Source organism: Levilactobacillus fujinensis, assembly GCF_003946335.1.
Classification (GTDB): Bacteria; Bacillota; Bacilli; order Lactobacillales; family Lactobacillaceae; genus Levilactobacillus; species Levilactobacillus fujinensis.
Genome location: NZ_RHNX01000007.1, coordinates 1 through 18,320, shown reverse-complemented (window position 1 = coordinate 18,320; position 18,320 = coordinate 1). Strand labels below are relative to the sequence as shown.

The following is an 18,320-nucleotide window of genomic DNA, read 5'->3' as shown; positions in this document are numbered from 1 at the left end:
CGGCGTGACTATGCTAAAATAGTTTTATTACAATTGAGGGGCATGCTGTGGCTGAGTCACAACACGTAACTATGATAGAAGAGGCTACTTAAAATGAATAACCAACCTAATCAGACTTTTTGGTCAGGCTTTAAAATGCGGTTCAAGCAGTTCTGGCGGCGATTTCAAATGACCCGTTGGCTGATTGTGGTCATTCTCACCCTCGTTTTCGTGATGAGTGCGTACCTGACGTTTATGGCGAAAACGGCAAACGTTGGGGACCTCAAAGCTGCGTTGGAAAACCCAACGCAGATTTATGACCGTAGTAATAAGAAGGCCGGCACGCTGTATTCCCAGAAGGGAACTTACGTGGCGTTATCCAAAATTTCAACCAATGTACAGGACGCCGTGGTGTCCACGGAAGACCGTAATTTTTATCATGAATACGGGTTTTCTGTAAAGGGCTATGCGCGGGCATTCTTTCTGTATGCCAAGAATAAAGTGTTACGCAGAGGCTACATTAGTGGTGGGGGAAGTACGTTGACCCAGCAATTAGTGAAGAACGCGTATCTCACGCAGGAGCAGACGTTTACGCGAAAATTTAAAGAACTTTTCCTGTCGATCGAAGTGGAAAATGTCTATAGCAAGAAAGACATTCTGTCGATGTATCTGAATAATGCCTACTTCGGAAACGGGGTTTGGGGTGTTCAGGATGCGGCTAAACGCTATTTCGGTAAGAGTGCGGCGGCATTGACGGTTCCTGAATCCGCCGTGTTGGCCGGAATGTTGACGTCACCTAGTGGGTATAACCCGATTGATCATCCTAAGGCGTCTAAAGCTCGCCGGAATGTCGTCTTGGGGTTGATGGCAGAAACTGGTGCGATCACGAGTGATGCTGCTAAACAGTACCAAGCCAGTGCGTTAACGACGAATGATAACTACGCTTACAAGAACAGTTATAAATACCCGTACTTTTTCGATGCTGTTATCAATGAGGCAGTTAACAAATATGGCTTAACGGAATCGGAAATCATGAACAAGGGGTATAGGATCTATACAACGCTGGATCAAGCAAACCAAACGCAGATGCAGACTCTATTTAAAAATGATGCTTACTTCCCAGCCAATGCTAGTGATGGGACCAAGGTCCAAGCGGCAAGTATTGCAATCGATCCGAACACGGGTGGTGTCGAAGCGGTTGTTGGTGGACGTGGTAAGCACGTTTTCCGAGGTTACAACCGGGCAACCCAGATGCGGCGACAACCTGGATCGACCATTAAGCCGTTGGCCGTTTACACGCCGGCACTGGAAAATGGCTACTACTATGATTCCGAATTGACTGATAAGAAACTGTCGTACGGGACTAATAAATATTCACCGCATAACTATGGTAATCAATATAGCGGTAAGGTCCCTATGTATTCAGCGTTAGCACAGAGTAAAAACGCACCGGCCGTCTGGCTACTCAACAAGATTGGTGTCGACAAAGGATACGAGTCCGTAAAGAAATTTGGCTTGCCCGTATCGAAGTCGGATAAAAACTTGGCGTTAGCATTGGGTGGCTTGAAGACCGGGGTATCGCCACAACAGTTGGCGCAGGCCTACACGGCATTTGCTAATCAAGGGACGATGAGCTCGGCCCACTATATCCGGAAGATCGTCGATGCATCCGGTAATGTTATTGTGGACAACAGCGACACCGAGGCTAAGAAAACCAAAGTCATGTCTAGCAAGGTCGCTAAGGAAATGACCAGTATGATGATGGGCGTCTTCAACTACGGGACTGGTGCGAGTGCGAAACCTTACGGGTACACGATTGCCGGAAAGACCGGGAGTACCGAAGCCGATGGAGATGCTGATGCGACCCGTGATAAATGGATCGTTGGGTACACACCAGATGTTGTCGTGACGACCTGGGAGGGTTTCGATAGTACTAGCTCGACCCACCATTTGGAGGATGTGAGTGGTACTGGTGAAGGTCCACTGTACCAAGCAGAGATGCAAGCTATTTTACCAAATACGAAGGGCACAGCATTTGACACGAAGGATGCTTCGACCATCGCTAAGGCAGAAAGTAATGGGACCAGCTCGACGAATAGCGACGTCTGGGATCAAGTCCAAAAGGGCATTGACAATGCCGGCAAGCAGTTCAACAATGCTGCTGATACGGTCAAGTCTTGGTGGAATAAGGCGAAGTCGGCCTTAAACTAAAGCAGTTGGGATATAATATTTCTGTCAGTTGCTGGTTCCTGTCTGCCATAGTTAACCCTGGCAGGTTCAACTCTTGTGAACGGTATGGTAAGTTAATTGTACAGAGAATTTTAAACGCCTAACGCTACGTATGGCCGCTATGGCAACAATGAGTAGACGATAATTTGACGTCTGTTTTTCGTTAGAATTCCCGTTGGGTGCAGGCAAAAAGCATGGTACAATGAATAGGTGGTAATTCTGGGCGCAAAGCCCAACTAGGAGGAACACCAATGGCTGACAAGATGCAAGACTTGAGCGAACAAATTGCACAAGCACTACAAGATACAGATCAATTCAAGAGTCTCAAGGCTGCTTTCGAGGCAATGAAGGCAGATGACGACACCTACAAACTGTTCAAACAATTCCAACAAATTCAGTTGGACTTACAACAGAAGCAGATGGCAGGTCAACAATTAACTGACGACGAAATGAAGAATGCCCGTGAAGTTGCTGACAAGGTTGCTAAGATTGAAACCATCAAGACTTTAATGGAAGCAGAACGGGGCGTTAACGACCTGTTATCCAACTTAAATAAGATGATCACTGAGCCCATTCAAAATATTTACCAGGGTTAGGCAAAGAATCGTCGGCGCAACCACTCATTCGGGAGGTCGGTGCCGGCGATTTTTTCGATTTAATAGGAAAGGGAGAGCGCTTACCGTGAAATTTATTCATGCAGCAGATTTACATTTGGATAGTCCATTTCTGGGATTGACCACCCTCCCAAGTTCTTTGCTGGCAACGGTTCGGCAGTCAACATTTGCCGCGGCTACTCGAATTTTTGACCGAGCGTTAGCGGAGCACGTTGACTTTGTGGTGTTGGCAGGAGACCTCTTTGACCGTTCCGAACAGAGTGTGGCCGCACAAGCATTTCTGTTTCAGCAATTTCAACGACTAGATGATGCGCAAATTCCAGTGCTTATTAGCTTTGGGAATCACGACTATGCTGCCGATCAGCGACAGGCGGTTGCGTATCCGACCAACGTGACGACATTTGGACCCAAAGTGGGAACTAAGACCCTGACATTGGTCTCCGGTGAAACTGTTTCGGTTAGTGGCTTTAGTTATCCCGAACGCTGGGTCACGACCGATCCCATGGCTGACTTCCCGGATCATGCACAGACAGACTGGCACATTGGCCTTTTACATGGTGCAGTGGCGACGGGAAGTGTCGATCATTATGCACCGTTTACCATTGATGAGTTACTCGCAAAACGCTATGATTACTGGGCCTTAGGACATATCCATCACCGACAGTTGTTAAACGAACAGCCACCGATTCTGTACGCGGGAAATCCGCAGGGACGATCGATTAATGAGACGGGCACCAAGGGGGCTTACTTGGTGACGAACCAGCAGGGAAAATTAGTTCCGGAATTCTTTGAGACAGGAGTCGTTGATTGGGAGACGCCGATTGTGCAGCTCACGGCGACAACGTTAAGTGAGCTGAGTGAACAAGTTGCCACGTGGTTGGCCGATCATCCAGCAACGAAGCCCACGCTGACCGCCATGACAGTTGAATTGGGGACGGCGTTGGTCGAATCCATTTCGACAGATTGGCTCAGCTTATTTCAGAAGACCCATCAGCGACAAATGAAGGCGAGTCAGCGCTTCGTTATTCGGCTAGACGTGACGGCGCCAGCAGTGACACTAGTTGCACCACAACTTGACCAAGTGTACTGGGACCAGGGGGCCACGACAGTCTTCACAACGGCAAACGAAGAACAACTTTTTGGCAAATTGGCGCAGAATCCAGCGTTGGCTGCTTGGTTCGAGCAACCAGCAACGCGTGCACGGCTACAAGTATTGGCTGAACAGAATTTACGACAGGTAATGGGGGAGGTGGGTCACGATGTATCTTAATCAATTAATGATTTATGGATTTGGTAAATTTCATGACCGAACCTTCGACCTTACCACGGGGTTGAATGTGGTCGTGGGTCCCAATGAGGCTGGTAAATCAACGTTAACGCAATTTATCACGGCCGTTTTGTTTGGCTTTCCGACCAAGAAGCATCCAGAGCTACGGTATGAACCGCTCGATGGTAGTCGATTTGGTGGTGAGATTACATTTACACAGAAGCAGACCCGCTACCTGGTGACCCGAACGGATGGCCCCCACGGTGGGACTGTAACGTTGCGGGATCTTACGAACGCACTGACGCTACCGTCCGCGAGCTTACCTCACCTGCTGGAGCCAGTCGATGAAGCCTTATTTACCAGTACCTATGTCATGAATGAACCGCGATTAGGGACGGTATTTTCCGCGTCAAAGCAGGAGCTGATCGACCGATTACGCCATGTTGGTGCCATTGGCAGTGACTTTTGGTTAAATCAAGCACAGACTTTGGGGAAACAAGCCGATGAACTGTATAAACCGCAAGGCCGCAATCCTATTTTAAACCAGCAGTTACAAGAACATCAGGAACTCACAGCTAAGCTCGCAAAGGCTAAGGCGGCGTATGGCACCTACTGGGATTTCTTGCGACAACAAGAAACACAACGTCAGCAACAAGGCGTGCTTCAGCAGAAGTTGGATCAGCAGCGACAGATCACGGCGCAGCTCGAACGACAAGCCGCAAGTTGGCCGACCTTCGTTCAATGGCAACAGTTGGCACAGCGGCAACCACTGACGACGACGGGATTTACACGGAAAGATGCGACCGAACTGGAACGGCTCACTAGTCGGACAACGGCAATGGCGGCATCCCTTAAGGCAGACCAGAATAAACTCCAACGGTTACAGCAAGGGGCGAAAGTGACGCCGCTATTCACCCAGTATTTGGCAGCAACGACCCAGGTTGACCCGTTATTCGAGCAACTTACGACTGTCAAAGCGGCCAATGAGACTTGTAATCAGTTACGTGCGAATCAGCGGGATTACCAACAACGGGCGACTGCTATCGAGCAACAGTACGCATCAACTGGACAGATGCCACGACCATTTTCATTGGCGACACACCAACAGGTCAAACGATTGCAGAAAAAATTGATGGCAGCTAATCAGAAGCGCCGTCAACTGCAACAGGAGTTGAATCGGCTTAACGAAGACTATCGACAGGCACAGCCAACTCGGCGACAACACAGTAATCCCTTAGCAGATAAGCAACTCGGGTGGTTGGCGGCTGGGTTGGTCATTTTGATTGGCGCCATGTTTCTCCCTGGGACGATCTTTAAGCTGATTGGTGCATTGTGCGGGGTGGCGATCGGCTACTATGGGGTCTTTATCGTCGATGGCGAGACACCGGCGAGTCGCCAACTTCAAGATCTGACTGAAAGTATCCGCGATATTCAAGCTCAGCTCCGTGAGGGCGGTCAGCAAGAAGATGCCTTGACCAATCAATTGGAAGCGGTCGGAGATTCTTACGGCTTGGGTCAGATTCCGGTAGAACAGTGGTCGGCAGCCCAGACGGCTATCGGTGAATGGGAACACCTGACCCAACAGTTACAGCAAACGGCAGAGCAGTTGACGGCTCAGACACAGACCATTAGTGACTTTCAGATTGCGATTGATCAAGCCTTGCCCGAGCTACAACATCAGCCATTAACAAATGTTTTACAACAACTAGCTGGCCTGCAAGTGATGCGTCAAGCTCTTGGATCACAGCAAACGGAGTTAACAACGGTGGCCGATGACCTGCAACGCACGCAACACACCTTGAGACAGACACAGCAGGCAGAAGAGACCTTCCTAAGGACGCGTAATTTGACGACGGTCGATGATTTTTATCGGTACTATCAACAAATTCGTGAGCAAGATAATCAATTGGCCCAGCAACAGGCCTTAGCGAGTCAGTTAGGCGTTACTATGCGAACGGCCTTGCAGCAATACGCGACTCAGGCTGAGTTGATTGGAGTCGTTCAGCAGGCCCAGCACCAGCAACAGGCCTTACAAGGCCAATTGGACACCCTTACGACGAGTTTAGCAACGTTAGCTGGTCAGCTTGACCAACTTACAGCTAGTGGGACACAAGCCGTCTTGCAGCAAAAATTGGCCAATTTGGAAGCCCGGATGACGGCGACTGCGCAGACGTGGTTGGCTAACAATTTGACTCGCCAATGGATCGCGGCGACCTTAGCAGCGGCTTCGGGAGACAGATTACCCCAAATAGTGACACAGGCTAGTGAATTTTATGGCAAATTAACTGAAAACCGGTATACTGAAATTGAATTAACCCCCAATACATTACGGGTTCGATTGGCAACGGGGGAGTGGCGAGAAGTTAGCCAGCTCTCCAGAGGAACGGCAGAACAGTTAGATCTGGCCGTTAAGCTGGCCTTTGCAGTGATTATGAACCAGCGTGTCGGTATGCCCTTAGTGATTGATGATGGACTGGTGAACTTTGATGAGCACCGCCGACAAGCAGCATATGCGCTCTTGGCTGAAATCGGTAAGACGGTTCAGGTGATCTTCTTAACGGCCGATGTCACGGTAAATGCGATTGCGGGAAATTTGATTCGGTTAACTGACTAGGAGGGACTTCAATGGCGGCAACAAAACAGTTAATGGATTACGATGTTGATGAAGCGGTGGACGTTTTTGCGTTGTTAAAATCAGCGGATGTTCGAACCGCAAAGAACGGTAAACAGTATATTGCTTTGGTATTTGAGGACCAGTCCGGTGAAATCTCAGGGAAATACTGGGATGCCTCGGCGGAAGATGTCAAAAACTATGTGGCCGGCCGGGTCATTCATTTACAGGGAAAACGGGAGAATTATCAAACACACCCGCAAATTAAGATTTTTCATTTACGTTTGACGGGTCCGGGCGAACCAGCCGATCCGGATCAATTCATTGAGCGTGCACCAATGTCGCGAACGGAGATGGAGGAGTATATTAACCAAACGATTTTTGAGATTACCCAGCCGACTTGGAACCGTCTTGTCCGTAAGCTACTGGCAGAATTTCAGGACCAGTTCTTTACGTTTCCAGCGGCTAAGAGTAACCATCATGCCTTTCAGGGGGGCTTAGCGTTTCACACAATTTCTATTTTGAAATTAGCCCATTCAGTGGTGGCGCAATATTCGGATTTAAACGCACCATTGTTGTATGCGGGCGCGATTCTACATGACTTGGGGAAGACAATAGAATTGTCCGGACCGAAGTCGACGACCTACACGCTGGCCGGCAACTTAATTGGTCACATTGTGTTGATCGATGGTGAACTGGTCCGGGCTTGTGATCCTCTGAAATTAGATCCACAAGCGGAGGATGTGTTGTTGCTGCGGCACATGATTCTCAGTCATCATGGTCTCTTGGAATACGGATCACCTGTGCGGCCAGCGTTACGTGAGGCCGACGTGTTGCATCAACTGGATGAATTGGATGCTTCAATCATGATGCTGGATACGGTTGTGGGGCATACGGAACCCGGTGAATTCTCAGAACGGGTCTTTGCGATGGACGGACGGCGTTTCTATCGGCCAACAACGGATACGCCACAACCGAAGACGGATTAGTATGTCTAAATAAGAACCTGAAGATTGAAAGGTCTAAAATACCTATTGTGCTGTCGTCACAACGATACTGAGACTTACGGTTATCAGATATGGCTGAAACGGCGCGAACACACCTTGAAGCTTCGAGAATAGCCTAGTCTAAAAGCCTGGTTTTCATTTGGGCCAATGGGAAAATCAGCCTAAGTAGAGCGGACTGATTCCATATCTGCCGAGCTATCGGATTACTTGGATGTCCTAAGGTAACCTGGATTGGGCTTTTAAAAACGTTCGTGGCTTTATAATATTTATATTTAGTGAAGGAGCTGGTGATCAGTTCCTTTTTTATTTTGCGTAACCCGCACAAAAAGGGCACCAACCAAAATGGTCGGTGCCCTTAATCGTAGTCACAAATGACTTAGTTAAGATTACTTAGAAGATGATGAAGCTGATGAGCTGCTTGATGACAAGTAGTCAGAAAGGATGTTCTTCAAGTCGCTATCCTTGATAGAAACGTTACCCTTCTTCAAGACCTTAGCCACAACATTGTGTAAAACAGTGCTGTCGTTCATGTCGTTGTCAAGAACTTGCTTCTTTAATTCAGCCTTGTGTTGGTTCATAGTTCCCTTACCAGGGTTCTTCAACATTAAGATGACGTGGTAACCATATTGCGTCTTAACAGGCGTCGTGGTAAATTCGTCAGTGCTTAACTTGAAGGCAGCCTTCTTGAAGGTTGAATCTAGAGAAGTATCAGTGCTATCGAAGGCACTCAACTTACCACCCTTGTTCTTGGTAGCCGTATCAGTGGAGTACTTCTTAGCCAACTTCGTGAATTCACTAGTCAGATTGCTCTTCTTAGTGCTCTTCAAATCGCTGATGACCGTATTAGCTGTGGACTTCTTGGCAACCAAGATGTGGGCAACAGTAACTTCTGGTTCGTAACTCTTGAATTGCTTCTTAAGTTGCGCATTCGTAACTGTGACGTTGTCCTTAACGGCTTCCTTCAAGAGTAAGTTCGAACGGATTTCCGTCTTCAAACTGGATTGGGTCATACCGCTTTGAGATAAGACACTGCTAAATGATGAACCATATTGCGCCTTGTATTGGTTGAATTGCTTGGTAACAGCGGACTTCTTGACCTTGCTACCGTATTCCTTTTCCAAGACCTTGTTCAAAATCATTTGTTGCAGAACCTGCTTACCAGAGGAAGTACCCTTTAAACTGCTGTAGTAGGCACTTTCAGTGATCTTACCACCGTTAGTTGTGGCAACGGTTTTGCTCCCACAGCCGGCAAGCGTAAAGGTTAATAACACACCGGCAAGGGCAATAAACCATTTCTTCATATTGCTCAACACATCCATTCATCAAAATTGGTGTAAACACCATACTCAGACATCATAACACAAATCTTGCGAAACCTAAAAAGGTCGACAAAGCTTTACAAAAAGTTCAAATTTACGCATCGTCCCAGCGTGACACGGTTTCTTCAATTTTTTCGACACGTGGGGCAATTTTAAACGTAAATTTTTCAATATCCGTTTGAATATCATCGAGGACTGGCATCGCCGCATCGATTGTGGTGGTTAACCGTTGGGTACTTTGCGTTAAATTATCCTTAGCGTCTTTGACGTCATCAAATTTAGCTGCCGTATGCTTGGCTTGCTCGCCCACGTGCCGACTCCAGGTGACGGGATCTTGCTTGGTTAAAGTTAAGTAAGCGGCCAAACCAACGCCAACTGCGAGCGCGCTACCCACTAAGAAACGACCGATTTTCATAAGTTAAGCCTCCAAGTGTGCTTTAATTTGTTCTTGAATTGCAGCGTACTTTGCAGGGGTGTAATTGTCAGAATTGTCTTGGAAAATCATCTTGAAATCATCGTGATCCGTGTAGCGAGGAACCAAATGAAAATGAGAGTGGAAGACGGACTGGTAAGCGACCTTACCGTTGTTATTCACAATGTTCATCCCAGTAATGGTCGGGTCAGCCGCTTGAATGGCACGGGCAATCTTTGGAATTCGAGAGAAAACGGCGGCAGCCAAGTCAGCGTCATAGGCAAAAATATCTTGCACGTGCGTCTTCGGAATTACCAGCGTATGGCCGGGAGTTCCTTGGGAGATATCCAAAAAGGCTTTAACAATGTTGTCTTCGTAGATAGTGTAACTAGGAATTTCTCCTTGTAAAATCTTACAGAAAACACAGTCGTCGGCATAGTGTGGCTCGAGGGTCATTTGATCCATGAAAACTCCTTCTTTCGGTTCGATTTCTTTTCATTATACACCATCAAGGAGACGGCTTGGCAAGCGGTTTAGTTAGCGATAAGGATTGGAGATATTACTTGAATGTTTAGCTAGTGACTAGGTTAGCGTAAATTGGCGTACGTCGGTTGCTAGAAGGGGCGCGGGTGTCTGCTGAAGTTGTGGTTAGATTCAAAGATAGGCCTGCTTTAGTCGTAGCATGATCAATTTGTAACCAAGTCATAGTCTATTCGACTTTTAAGCCAACATGGCAGACAAATTCGTTTACCCAGTGGGCTATGGTATAATAGGACAGTTATCCGTTAGCCACAGTCCAGCCTTAATTGGCGGGGCAGCCACTGGAGTAAGGTGGTCTGCGCTGACGGCATTAAAACTCAAATTTAAAAGAAATGAAGGGATGCATAATGGCTTTAGAAGTCAGCCATGTTGTGGGTGGTTACTCACAAATTCCCGTCTTAAAGGATATTAGTTTTGACGTTCGGGACGGAGAACTAGTCGGATTGATCGGATTGAACGGGGCTGGGAAGTCAACCACCATTAATCACGTCATCGGCCTATTAACGCCACACAAAGGGACAATTACGCTGAATGGGGTCACAATTGACCAAGACAGTCAGGCTTATAAACAGCAGATTGCCTATATTCCGGAAACACCAGTTCTGTATCAAGAGTTAACCTTACGGGAACATTTGGAGATGACCATGATGGCCTATGATTTAGACCAAAAAGTGGCTTGGGAAACGGCCCACAAACTCTTAAAAATTTTCCGTCTCGACAATAAATTGGATTGGTTTCCCGCTAACTTCTCTAAAGGGATGAAACAAAAGGTGATGATCGTCTGTGCTTTCTTGACGCAGGCAAAGTTGTACATCATTGATGAACCTTTCTTAGGATTGGATCCACTGGCCGTCAACGATCTGCTGAACCTGATTGAAGAGCGGAAGAAGACTGGGGCCAGCATCTTGATGTCGACCCACGTGTTGGACACTGCGCAACGGTACTGTGACCGCTTTGTCTTGTTACATGATGGTCAGGTAAAGACTGAGGGGACACTCAGCGAGTTACAAGCCGCTCTTCCGGAAGCGGGGGAATCGCTGAATGATATTTACCTTTCAATGACCAAGGTTGACCGCGCATGACCGGTTTATTTAAGTCACGGCTGCAACGCCATCTCCGGGAAATGGCGAAATATTTGCGGTTAGTTTTTAATGATTTCTTTGTCTTTGCGTTGATGTTTCTCTTGGGAGGCCTGGGATATGGCTACTCAAACGTACTGAAGCAGCTGAAAATGGGACTCTGGTGGGAACCAGTAGTCGTTGTTCTAGTCTTACTGGTGACCCTGCAAGTTGGCCGGTTCGCAACGTTGATCGAAGATGCCGACCGGGTCTTTCTCTTGCCGAAAGAACGTGCCATGCATGCTTACCTAGTGGCAGCACGGCGGTATAGTCAGGGCTTGGCGCAGACAACACAAGTGATCGTTGTCTTTCTCTTAGCGCCATTCTTGCGGGTAGCTTTGGGCTGGTCAGTACCACAGATTGTGGGTTTACTGGTCGTTCAAGTCATCTTAAAGGATACACTGTTACGACTAGACTTAGCGAGTGCCTATCAGGTGACGGGGCAACGGCGGATGAACGAGTGGCCCATTAAATGGTTATTGGGCTTAGTCACACTGGCCGTCGGTGTTTGGTTAACGCCTTACGCCGCCATTGTCTTAGCCATCTTAGCGGATGGTGCCATCGCCGTCTGGTTACAACGTCATTGGCAGAAACAGCAGATTCGGTGGCGCGAGCAAATTAAGATTGAAGACAACCGGATGCTAGGCATTTATCGCTTCTTTAACCTCTTTACCGAGGTGCCCATGGTGGAAGGAACCATTAAGCGGCGCCGTTACCTCGATTGGTTGTTCAAATCGATTAAGGCAACACATCAGCAGACTTACACGTACCTATTTAGTCGTGGCATGGTCCGTGGTACCGATTTCAGTGGGCTAGTTGTCCGGCTAACGGTCATTGGCATGCTGTTGCTCTACTTTGTGCGGGGCGACTGGTTACCCGTATTGCTTGCGGCGTTATTTATCTACCTGATTGGGTTTCAACTCTTACCGTTTTTTCAGCAGTATGATGATGTGGTCTTCACACACATCTATCCGATTGCGCCAGAATTGCGGTTGAGAAGCTTTGAACACCTAGTTACGTTGATTTTAGGGGTTGCGGCTCTGCTGATGTGGGTAATCATTGTTGTCGCTAATCTTAGCTTGGTGACGGCCGGAATTGCCTTGGTGGTTGAACTAGTAGAGGTTTGGTATTTAGCCAGAATCTATACGCCACAGCGCTTAGCGCGAGCAATGAAAAATAAGGCTTGACGTTGCCGCAATTTCCCCATAGAATTAATACTAGCTGACAAATTGAGGAGGGGTGGCACGAATGGCACTGGATATTAGTGATGGCTGGAGCTTATTTCCGCTGGGTGGTAACACAGGCACAGCGTACATGGGCACGAAGGCGTCGCAAAAAGTGTTCTTAAAACAAAACGCGTCACCGTTTCTTGCCGCACTTTCCGTTGAGGGAATCACCCCACGGTTGGTGTGGACGAAACGCTTAGCTACAGGGGACGTGATGACGGCTCAGGAATGGTTGAACGGGCGGACGTTGCATCGCAAAGAGATGCGCGAACAGCGAGTTGCTCGAATTCTTCACCGTGTGCATCACTCAAAACTGCTTCATGAAATGTTATTAAAAGTCGGCGGCCGTTTCACAACGCCCGCCCAGTTGTTAGCTCGCTTGCAACCCGCCTTAGCTGCGGACTTGCGCCAACATCCGCTGATTCAGTCGGCCTTTGCTAGTTTACAAGCTGAGCAGCCTCAACTGCCCGAGACGCACTATGAGGTTTGTCATGGTGATTTAAATCATAAGAACTGGTTGTTGTCTGATCGCCAACGGTTATACTTGGTTGATTGGGATGCCGCGACGTTTGCCGATCCGGCGTTCGACCTTGGCGCACTGCTTTGTGAGTACGTGCCGTTAGAGGAGTGGCAACGTTGGTTACAGGATTACGGTGAACAGGTGAGGCCGGACTTAACTGCCCGAGTCAATTGGTATGCTCGGGTGCATTGCCTGAGCGTAATTGCCGAAAGTTATCACCAACAACGTTTCCAAATCATGAATCAACATTTAATTTTATTAGAAAAGCTGACGAGAGAGTCAGCAACTGATTAGAAACGTCGGCGGGAGCGGGGCAAACCTCGTGCCCGCCGTTGTCGTTTAGCGTTTAAGTACAGTCAAGGAGGAATTTTACGATGCGTGTGCGAAACAAACCGTGGGCGAAGGGCTACATTGAAGACCATGCCGACAAGATGGTCACGGCACCAGAACCACTGAAGGGCAACTGGCAGAGCCGCTTTCCGAGTGAACAGCCGTTGTTTGTAGAAATCGGGACGGGAAAGGGCCAATTTATCGTTGAAATGGCACGTCAACATCCCGACCAAAACTTTATTGGTATTGAAATTCAGATGTCCGTGATTGCAGTCGCTCTAAAAAAAGTCGTTGCCAGTGGCTTAACTAATATTCAAATGGTCCACACGGATGGCGAAGCAGTGAATACCTTCTTTGATGCCGGCGAAGTAGCCGGTCTGTACCTGAATTTTTCTGATCCCTGGCCAAAGAGTCGCCATGCCAAACGGCGATTAACATCGCCCGTCTTTTTAGCCCACTATGCCGATGTTTTACAATCAGAAGGTCAGATTCAATTTAAGACCGATAATCGCGGTCTCTTCGAATATTCTTTGGAAAGTCTCAACAACTTCGGGTTGGTCTTTGATGGCGTCTGGTTGGACCTACATGCCGCAACCGATGGCGTGGAAGACATTGAGACTGAATACGAACAAAAATTCTCAGCAAAAGGACCAATCTACCAAGTGATTGCGCACTTTCCCAAGGCTGCTGAATAATTAAATGTGCTTTGATAGGACCGCAATTGCCGAATTTAGGTCGTTGCGGTTCTTTTTGCCGTACAATTAATTTTATTCTGAATATAAAAAGTAGTTCACGAACCTTTACGGAGTTAGTCAGTGTAAAGGGGATGGAAGCCATGCTGATTGCGCTAGAAAACCAGAAACTAGTTGATGCTGAAGATGCAGCTCGTCGCCATGACTATTTATGTCCAGCCTGTCAGCAGGCAGTCGTTTTACATCATGGGACTCGGGTGCAACCTTATTTTGCGCACAAGAGCTTGGGGGACTGCGCGGTTGCCTCCGAAGGGGAAACGCAGCAGCATGTTTTAGGAAAACGACAATTGGCGAAATTTTTTAGCGATTGGGGAGTTGTAACACTTGAAAAAGTTCTGCCGGAGATTCAGCAACGTGCTGACTGTTGGATCAATCGTGCCCATCCTGTTGCTGTGGAGTTTCAGTGTAGTCCGATCAGTACCGAACAGGTTGCACAGCGAACTGCGGGGTATCGCCGATTGGGTAGCTATCCCTGTTGGCTATTGGGTGAACGTTTTGGTCGCCAGAAGATTGGTTGGTCTTTGATCGACCGTTTTGCCAGTCCCTTACGTGGTTGGGGACTTTGCTTACTCTTTTGGGATGTGGGTCGCCAGCAGGTTCGGGTAGTCCATCACCTCTATCAGGACGCCACGGGTACCTATAGTTATTGGCAAAGTTGGGTGGCGAACCTGACTGAGTTAGAGGCGGGCAACCAGCGTCAACTATGGGTACCACCAATCAATGTCCGGCAATTTCGCCGTGACCTAGACCAAAGGTTGTTACGCGCAGCTCCCGCCTTACGCCCGCTACAAGAAATCCTATATCTTCAGGGTCATCATCTTGCAGGTTTTCCAGCAGTTTTCGTGACACAACACGTGACGTTACCGATATTTGGACAGGGACTCCTCGTGTGGCGGGCAGTCGTGGGTGCCTGGGTCTTTTCCTTGCGTGGTGAGGTGTTGACGCCGGAAACGTTAAGACGATTAGCTGAAGAGGGGCTCAGATTGATTGGGGGCCATTTACAAGCCGGTCGCTTTGACGGAACGGCTGGGCTGGTGCGTGCACAGCGGGATTTTATGGTAGATTTGGATGCGGCAGGAGCCGTTAGCAGGGTCAAAACTGGTTGGCAAATTAACGTAGAACCCCAGTGGGCCGCCGATTATACAGCATGGTTAGAGAATGATGAGAAAAAGTTGGGCTAAATGGCCAAATAATGAGATGAAAGTGGTAGACTATTATTATGCAAAATTAAGGAGGACGAAAATATGAAGCAAATTCCAGTACGTTCAGCGGTCCCAACCGAGTTAACCTGGGACCTGACGCCAATCTTTCCTGACGACGCAGCCTTTAAGGCCGCCGTTAGTGATATTCAACAGGCAGCTAAGCAGGCTGCCGAGCTAAAAGGGCAATTGACTAAGAGTGGTCAGGCACTCTATAAGGTCACAACTACGGTTTTTGATTTGAACCGTCAGTTAGAACGGGCATATGTGTATGCTTCTCTGAAGAATGATCAGGATACTGGCGATGCAAATGCTCAAGCACTTTCCGGGCAAGCAGATAATTTGATTGCGACGGTCTCATCAGCAACTTCCTGGTTCGAACCCGAGGTGTTAGGACTACCAGCAGCGGACCTGCAAGCCTTGATTGCAGCAGAGCCAAAGTTAGCAGCATATCAACACTATTTTGATGTTTTGGGTCAGCAACGTGACCATACCTTATCTGCTGCCGAAGAAAAGTTGCTGGCTGGTGCTAGTGACATTTTTGCGGCATCATCGAAGACTTACAGTGTCTTAAGCGATGCCGATTTGAAATTTCCGGTTGTTCAAGACGAAGACGGTAATGATGTTCAACTGTCAGAAGGTCTTTATGGGGTCTTGTTGCAGTCGACGACGCCTGGTGTCCGTAAGCAGGCTTTTGAGGCACTTTATAGTGTCTATCAGCAGTTCCGTCATACGTTTGCTTCAACGCTGTCTAGTGAAGTCAAAACGCATAATTTTGGTGCTGAGGTTCGGCACTATGGTAGTGCTCGCGAGGCAGCTATGAGCGCGAACAATGTTCCTGCCGTCGTTTATGACACCCTAGTCAAGTCGGTCAATGCTCATTTGGATTCTTTACACCGTTACGTTGGCTTGCGTAAGGAAATTTTAGGATTAAAGGATCTGCATTTCTATGACCTCTACACGCCGATCACTGGGGAGCCTAGCTTGAGCTACACTTACGAAGAGGCCCAACAAGAAGCTTTGAAGGCGTTAGCAGTTTTGGGGCCAGATTACGTCGCCAATGTGCAGAAGATGTTCGACAGCCGGGCTATTGATGTCGTTGAAAACAAGGGGAAACGAACTGGTGCCTATTCCGGTGGAATGTATGACACGAAGCCGTATATCTTACTGAACTGGCAAGATAGCTTGGAAAGTCTGTTCACGTTGGTTCACGAAATGGGTCACAGCATGCACAGTCACTATACCCGGACAAATCAACCCTATCAGTATGGTGACTACTCGATCTTTGTGGCCGAAATTGCGTCCACGACGAACGAAAATCTCTTGACGGACTACCTGTTGAAGACACAAACTGATCCGCAAGTTCGCGCTTACGTCTTGAACCATTACCTGGATGGATTCAAGGGGACGGTCTACCGGCAAACCCAATTTGCTGAATTCGAAGATTACATTCATCAACAGGCTGCGGCCGGTGAAACGTTGACGGCCGACTTTATGAGTCAGTTTTATGGTGAGTTGAACGCGCGTTACTACGGCGACAATTTAGCCAAGGATCCCCAGATTGCTGACGAGTGGACACGAATCCCACATTTTTACTATAACTACTACGTTTACCAATATGCGACGGGATTCGCAGCCGCTACGACGCTCTCACAGCGAATCCTGAGTGGGGATGTTGCCAAGCGTGATGCTTATTTGACCTACTTGAAGTCGGGGAGCTCAGCATTACCATTGGATGTGATGCGTAAGGCTGGTGTTGACATGACTCAACCAGATTACTTGGAAACGGCTTTTACCACGTTTGACAAGCGGTTGGCTGAATTCAATGACTTAGCGCACCAACTGAAGAAGTAAAGGTTGAAGGCCAAAATGTTTACGCCGCTTTTGCGACCATAGGAATTGTCACCGCTAAATTAGTGGACTTCGGTGGTCAGGGCTTGGAAAACGTTTCCAGCTAAAGAATGGGCTTTCAGGTCGTCCCACGATGTAATTCGGTAAGGCGATGACTGGACGACGTTGCCCAATTCTAGACTCAGTAGTGGTGTGACAACAGTTATAATGAGTGTTCTGGAGCCTTCATTTTTCAGATTAAAGGCATAAAGCAAGAATGACCACGCTATCCATGAGAGGTAGCGTGGTCATTTTGTATAAATATTTTTTAAAAAGATTGCCAGTCACGTTGCCACAATAAGCCCATGGTCTTTTCTCCCGTGTGAACACTGATGGCGGGGCCTAACTGGCTTTGAGAGATGCGAACTTCGGGATAGTTTTCCGTTAACTCGGCAGTCCACTCGTCGGCCAGATCGGTATTATTGGCATTGATGACGGTCGCGTGCAGGGGATAGTCAGTGATTTTTAACGATTCCTCTAGGCGATCAGTCATGTAGCGGAAGGCCTTCTTCATGGTTCGTTCTTTGCCGATTGCAATGATCTGACCCGCATCGTTAAACGTTAGGAGTGGCTTGATGTTGAGCAGATTACCAATAATTGCTGAGCGATTGCTGAGGCGTCCCGTTCTGGCGAGATGGCTCAGATTGTCGACCGCGAAGTAGACCTGCATGGTACTCCGCAGATTTTCCAGTTCTGGGACGACATCAGCAGCCCTATCACCATTCGCGACCATCTGACCAGCGAGGAGACAAAGGTTAGCTTCTCCAGCGCTAGCAACCAGTGAGTCTACTGGATAAATGTGAGCTTTGGTATAGGTTTTGCAGAACATCTTAAGGTTGCTCATGAAAGAGGTGATTCCACTGGACAGATGAATGGAAATGATTTCGTCAAATCCTTGAGCAGCTAGCTTGTCATAGGCTTCTTCAATCTGACCTAAGGAGACTTGTGCTGTCGTGGGTAGCTCATTATCTGTATTCAAATAGTCGTAGAAGGTCTGCAGGCTCAACTTGGATTCCGGATACTGATGGTCGCCTAGAATAACCGTAATCGGTAAAACGACGATGTGATATTGCGCAACCTGAGCGGGTGTCAGGTAAGAAGCAGTGTCCGTAACGATGGCAGTTGGCATAATTTATCCCCTTGATCTCAAAAAATAGTTGGGTCAATCATACCATATTGCTAGCAGATTTGATATTAGGGAGGTCAACAAATTAACGCGCCAAAAAATCTGGTTCTACAATATCTGTTGTTGGTAATAGATTTTTATCTATTAATGATGACAGATTTTTTGTTTATCATTAGAATAA

Annotated in this window: 15 protein-coding genes; 11 read left to right on the top strand and 4 right to left on the bottom strand. The window is 47.8% G+C overall.

Annotated elements, in window-relative coordinates; genetic code table 11:
* The first annotated feature begins 93 nt into the window (after positions 1–93).
* The 5 genes from EKM89_RS03975 to EKM89_RS03955 all read left to right on the top strand — a co-directional run bounded on the left by EKM89_RS03975 (position 94) and on the right by EKM89_RS03955 (position 7,689).
* A complete protein-coding gene (locus tag EKM89_RS03975) occupies positions 94–2,190 on the top strand; it encodes a PBP1A family penicillin-binding protein (protein WP_125685905.1) in 2,097 nt (698 codons plus the stop codon).
* Between the two features lie 269 nt (positions 2,191–2,459).
* Positions 2,460–2,804, top strand: coding sequence for a YlbF family regulator (locus EKM89_RS03970; protein WP_125685903.1), 345 nt, complete (start codon positions 2,460–2,462; stop codon positions 2,802–2,804).
* Positions 2,805–2,889: 85 nt separating this feature from the next.
* Positions 2,890–4,092: a metallophosphoesterase family protein gene (locus tag EKM89_RS03965; RefSeq protein WP_125685901.1), complete on the top strand. Its 1,203-nt coding sequence runs from the start codon at positions 2,890–2,892 to the stop codon at positions 4,090–4,092.
* Complete coding sequence (locus tag EKM89_RS03960; protein ID WP_125685899.1) at positions 4,082–6,703, top strand: ATP-binding protein; 2,622 nt, start codon at positions 4,082–4,084, stop codon at positions 6,701–6,703. The genes EKM89_RS03965 and EKM89_RS03960 overlap by 11 nt, the downstream gene beginning before the upstream one ends.
* An 11-nt stretch (positions 6,704–6,714) precedes the next feature.
* Positions 6,715–7,689 (top strand): 3'-5' exoribonuclease YhaM family protein, encoded by a 975-nt coding sequence (locus tag EKM89_RS03955; protein ID WP_125685897.1) that lies wholly within the window; start codon positions 6,715–6,717, stop codon positions 7,687–7,689.
* A gap of 404 nt (positions 7,690–8,093) precedes the next feature.
* Here EKM89_RS03955 and EKM89_RS03950 read toward each other — a convergent pair whose 3' ends face one another.
* The 3 genes from EKM89_RS03950 to EKM89_RS03940 all read right to left on the bottom strand — a co-directional run bounded on the left by EKM89_RS03950 (position 8,094) and on the right by EKM89_RS03940 (position 9,903).
* A complete protein-coding gene (locus tag EKM89_RS03950) occupies positions 8,094–9,008 on the bottom strand; it encodes a peptidylprolyl isomerase PrsA (protein WP_125685895.1) in 915 nt (304 codons plus the stop codon).
* A gap of 112 nt (positions 9,009–9,120) precedes the next feature.
* On the bottom strand, positions 9,121–9,441 hold the full coding sequence (locus tag EKM89_RS03945; RefSeq protein WP_125685894.1) for a hypothetical protein: 321 nt from the start codon (positions 9,439–9,441) through the stop codon (positions 9,121–9,123).
* A 3-nt stretch (positions 9,442–9,444) separates the two neighbouring features.
* Positions 9,445–9,903, bottom strand: a complete 459-nt coding sequence (locus tag EKM89_RS03940; protein WP_125685892.1) for an HIT family protein — start codon at positions 9,901–9,903, stop codon at positions 9,445–9,447.
* 422 nt (positions 9,904–10,325) lie between these two features.
* Here EKM89_RS03940 and EKM89_RS03935 point away from each other — a divergent pair, with 422 nt between their 5' ends.
* The 6 genes from EKM89_RS03935 (at position 10,326) to pepF (ending at position 16,977) form a co-directional block, all read left to right on the top strand.
* Positions 10,326–11,060 carry an ABC transporter ATP-binding protein gene (locus EKM89_RS03935; protein WP_125685890.1) on the top strand — a complete coding sequence of 245 codons (735 nt, stop codon included), beginning with the start codon at positions 10,326–10,328 and terminating at the stop codon, positions 11,058–11,060.
* Positions 11,057–12,283 carry an ABC transporter permease gene (locus tag EKM89_RS03930; protein WP_125685888.1) on the top strand — a complete coding sequence of 409 codons (1,227 nt, stop codon included), beginning with the start codon at positions 11,057–11,059 and terminating at the stop codon, positions 12,281–12,283. The genes EKM89_RS03935 and EKM89_RS03930 overlap by 4 nt, the downstream gene beginning before the upstream one ends.
* Before the next feature lie 61 nt (positions 12,284–12,344).
* Entirely contained in the window at positions 12,345–13,136 is a 792-nt protein-coding gene (locus tag EKM89_RS03925; protein ID WP_125685886.1) for a phosphotransferase family protein, read from the top strand.
* A gap of 80 nt (positions 13,137–13,216) precedes the next feature.
* Positions 13,217–13,867, top strand: coding sequence for a tRNA (guanosine(46)-N7)-methyltransferase TrmB (trmB, locus tag EKM89_RS03920; protein ID WP_125685884.1), 651 nt, complete (start codon positions 13,217–13,219; stop codon positions 13,865–13,867).
* A 140-nt stretch (positions 13,868–14,007) separates the two neighbouring features.
* Complete coding sequence (locus EKM89_RS03915) at positions 14,008–15,105, top strand: competence protein CoiA (protein ID WP_125685882.1); 1,098 nt, start codon at positions 14,008–14,010, stop codon at positions 15,103–15,105.
* A 63-nt stretch (positions 15,106–15,168) separates the two neighbouring features.
* Positions 15,169–16,977: an oligoendopeptidase F gene (gene pepF / locus EKM89_RS03910; RefSeq protein WP_125685880.1), complete on the top strand. Its 1,809-nt coding sequence runs from the start codon at positions 15,169–15,171 to the stop codon at positions 16,975–16,977.
* A 304-nt stretch (positions 16,978–17,281) separates the two neighbouring features.
* Here the strand turns inward: pepF and EKM89_RS03905 are convergent, their stop codons facing one another.
* Positions 17,282–18,142, bottom strand: coding sequence for a DegV family protein (locus tag EKM89_RS03905; RefSeq protein ID WP_125685878.1), 861 nt, complete (start codon positions 18,140–18,142; stop codon positions 17,282–17,284).
* Positions 18,143–18,320: the final 178 nt, after the last annotated feature.

Coding starts and splice junctions, on each gene's coding strand:
- EKM89_RS03950 (WP_125685895.1), bottom strand. CDS start 9,008: ATGAAGAAATGGTTTATTGCCCTTGCCGGTGTGTTATTAACCTTTACG.
- EKM89_RS03955 (WP_125685897.1), top strand. CDS start 6,715: ATGGCGGCAACAAAACAGTTAATGGATTACGATGTTGATGAAGCGGTG.
- EKM89_RS03925 (WP_125685886.1), top strand. CDS start 12,345: ATGGCACTGGATATTAGTGATGGCTGGAGCTTATTTCCGCTGGGTGGT.
- EKM89_RS03975 (WP_125685905.1), top strand. CDS start 94: ATGAATAACCAACCTAATCAGACTTTTTGGTCAGGCTTTAAAATGCGG.
- trmB (WP_125685884.1), top strand. CDS start 13,217: ATGCGTGTGCGAAACAAACCGTGGGCGAAGGGCTACATTGAAGACCAT.
- EKM89_RS03970 (WP_125685903.1), top strand. CDS start 2,460: ATGGCTGACAAGATGCAAGACTTGAGCGAACAAATTGCACAAGCACTA.
- EKM89_RS03935 (WP_125685890.1), top strand. CDS start 10,326: ATGGCTTTAGAAGTCAGCCATGTTGTGGGTGGTTACTCACAAATTCCC.
- EKM89_RS03915 (WP_125685882.1), top strand. CDS start 14,008: ATGCTGATTGCGCTAGAAAACCAGAAACTAGTTGATGCTGAAGATGCA.
- EKM89_RS03930 (WP_125685888.1), top strand. CDS start 11,057: ATGACCGGTTTATTTAAGTCACGGCTGCAACGCCATCTCCGGGAAATG.
- EKM89_RS03905 (WP_125685878.1), bottom strand. CDS start 18,142: ATGCCAACTGCCATCGTTACGGACACTGCTTCTTACCTGACACCCGCT.
- pepF (WP_125685880.1), top strand. CDS start 15,169: ATGAAGCAAATTCCAGTACGTTCAGCGGTCCCAACCGAGTTAACCTGG.
- EKM89_RS03960 (WP_125685899.1), top strand. CDS start 4,082: ATGTATCTTAATCAATTAATGATTTATGGATTTGGTAAATTTCATGAC.
- EKM89_RS03945 (WP_125685894.1), bottom strand. CDS start 9,441: ATGAAAATCGGTCGTTTCTTAGTGGGTAGCGCGCTCGCAGTTGGCGTT.
- EKM89_RS03940 (WP_125685892.1), bottom strand. CDS start 9,903: ATGGATCAAATGACCCTCGAGCCACACTATGCCGACGACTGTGTTTTC.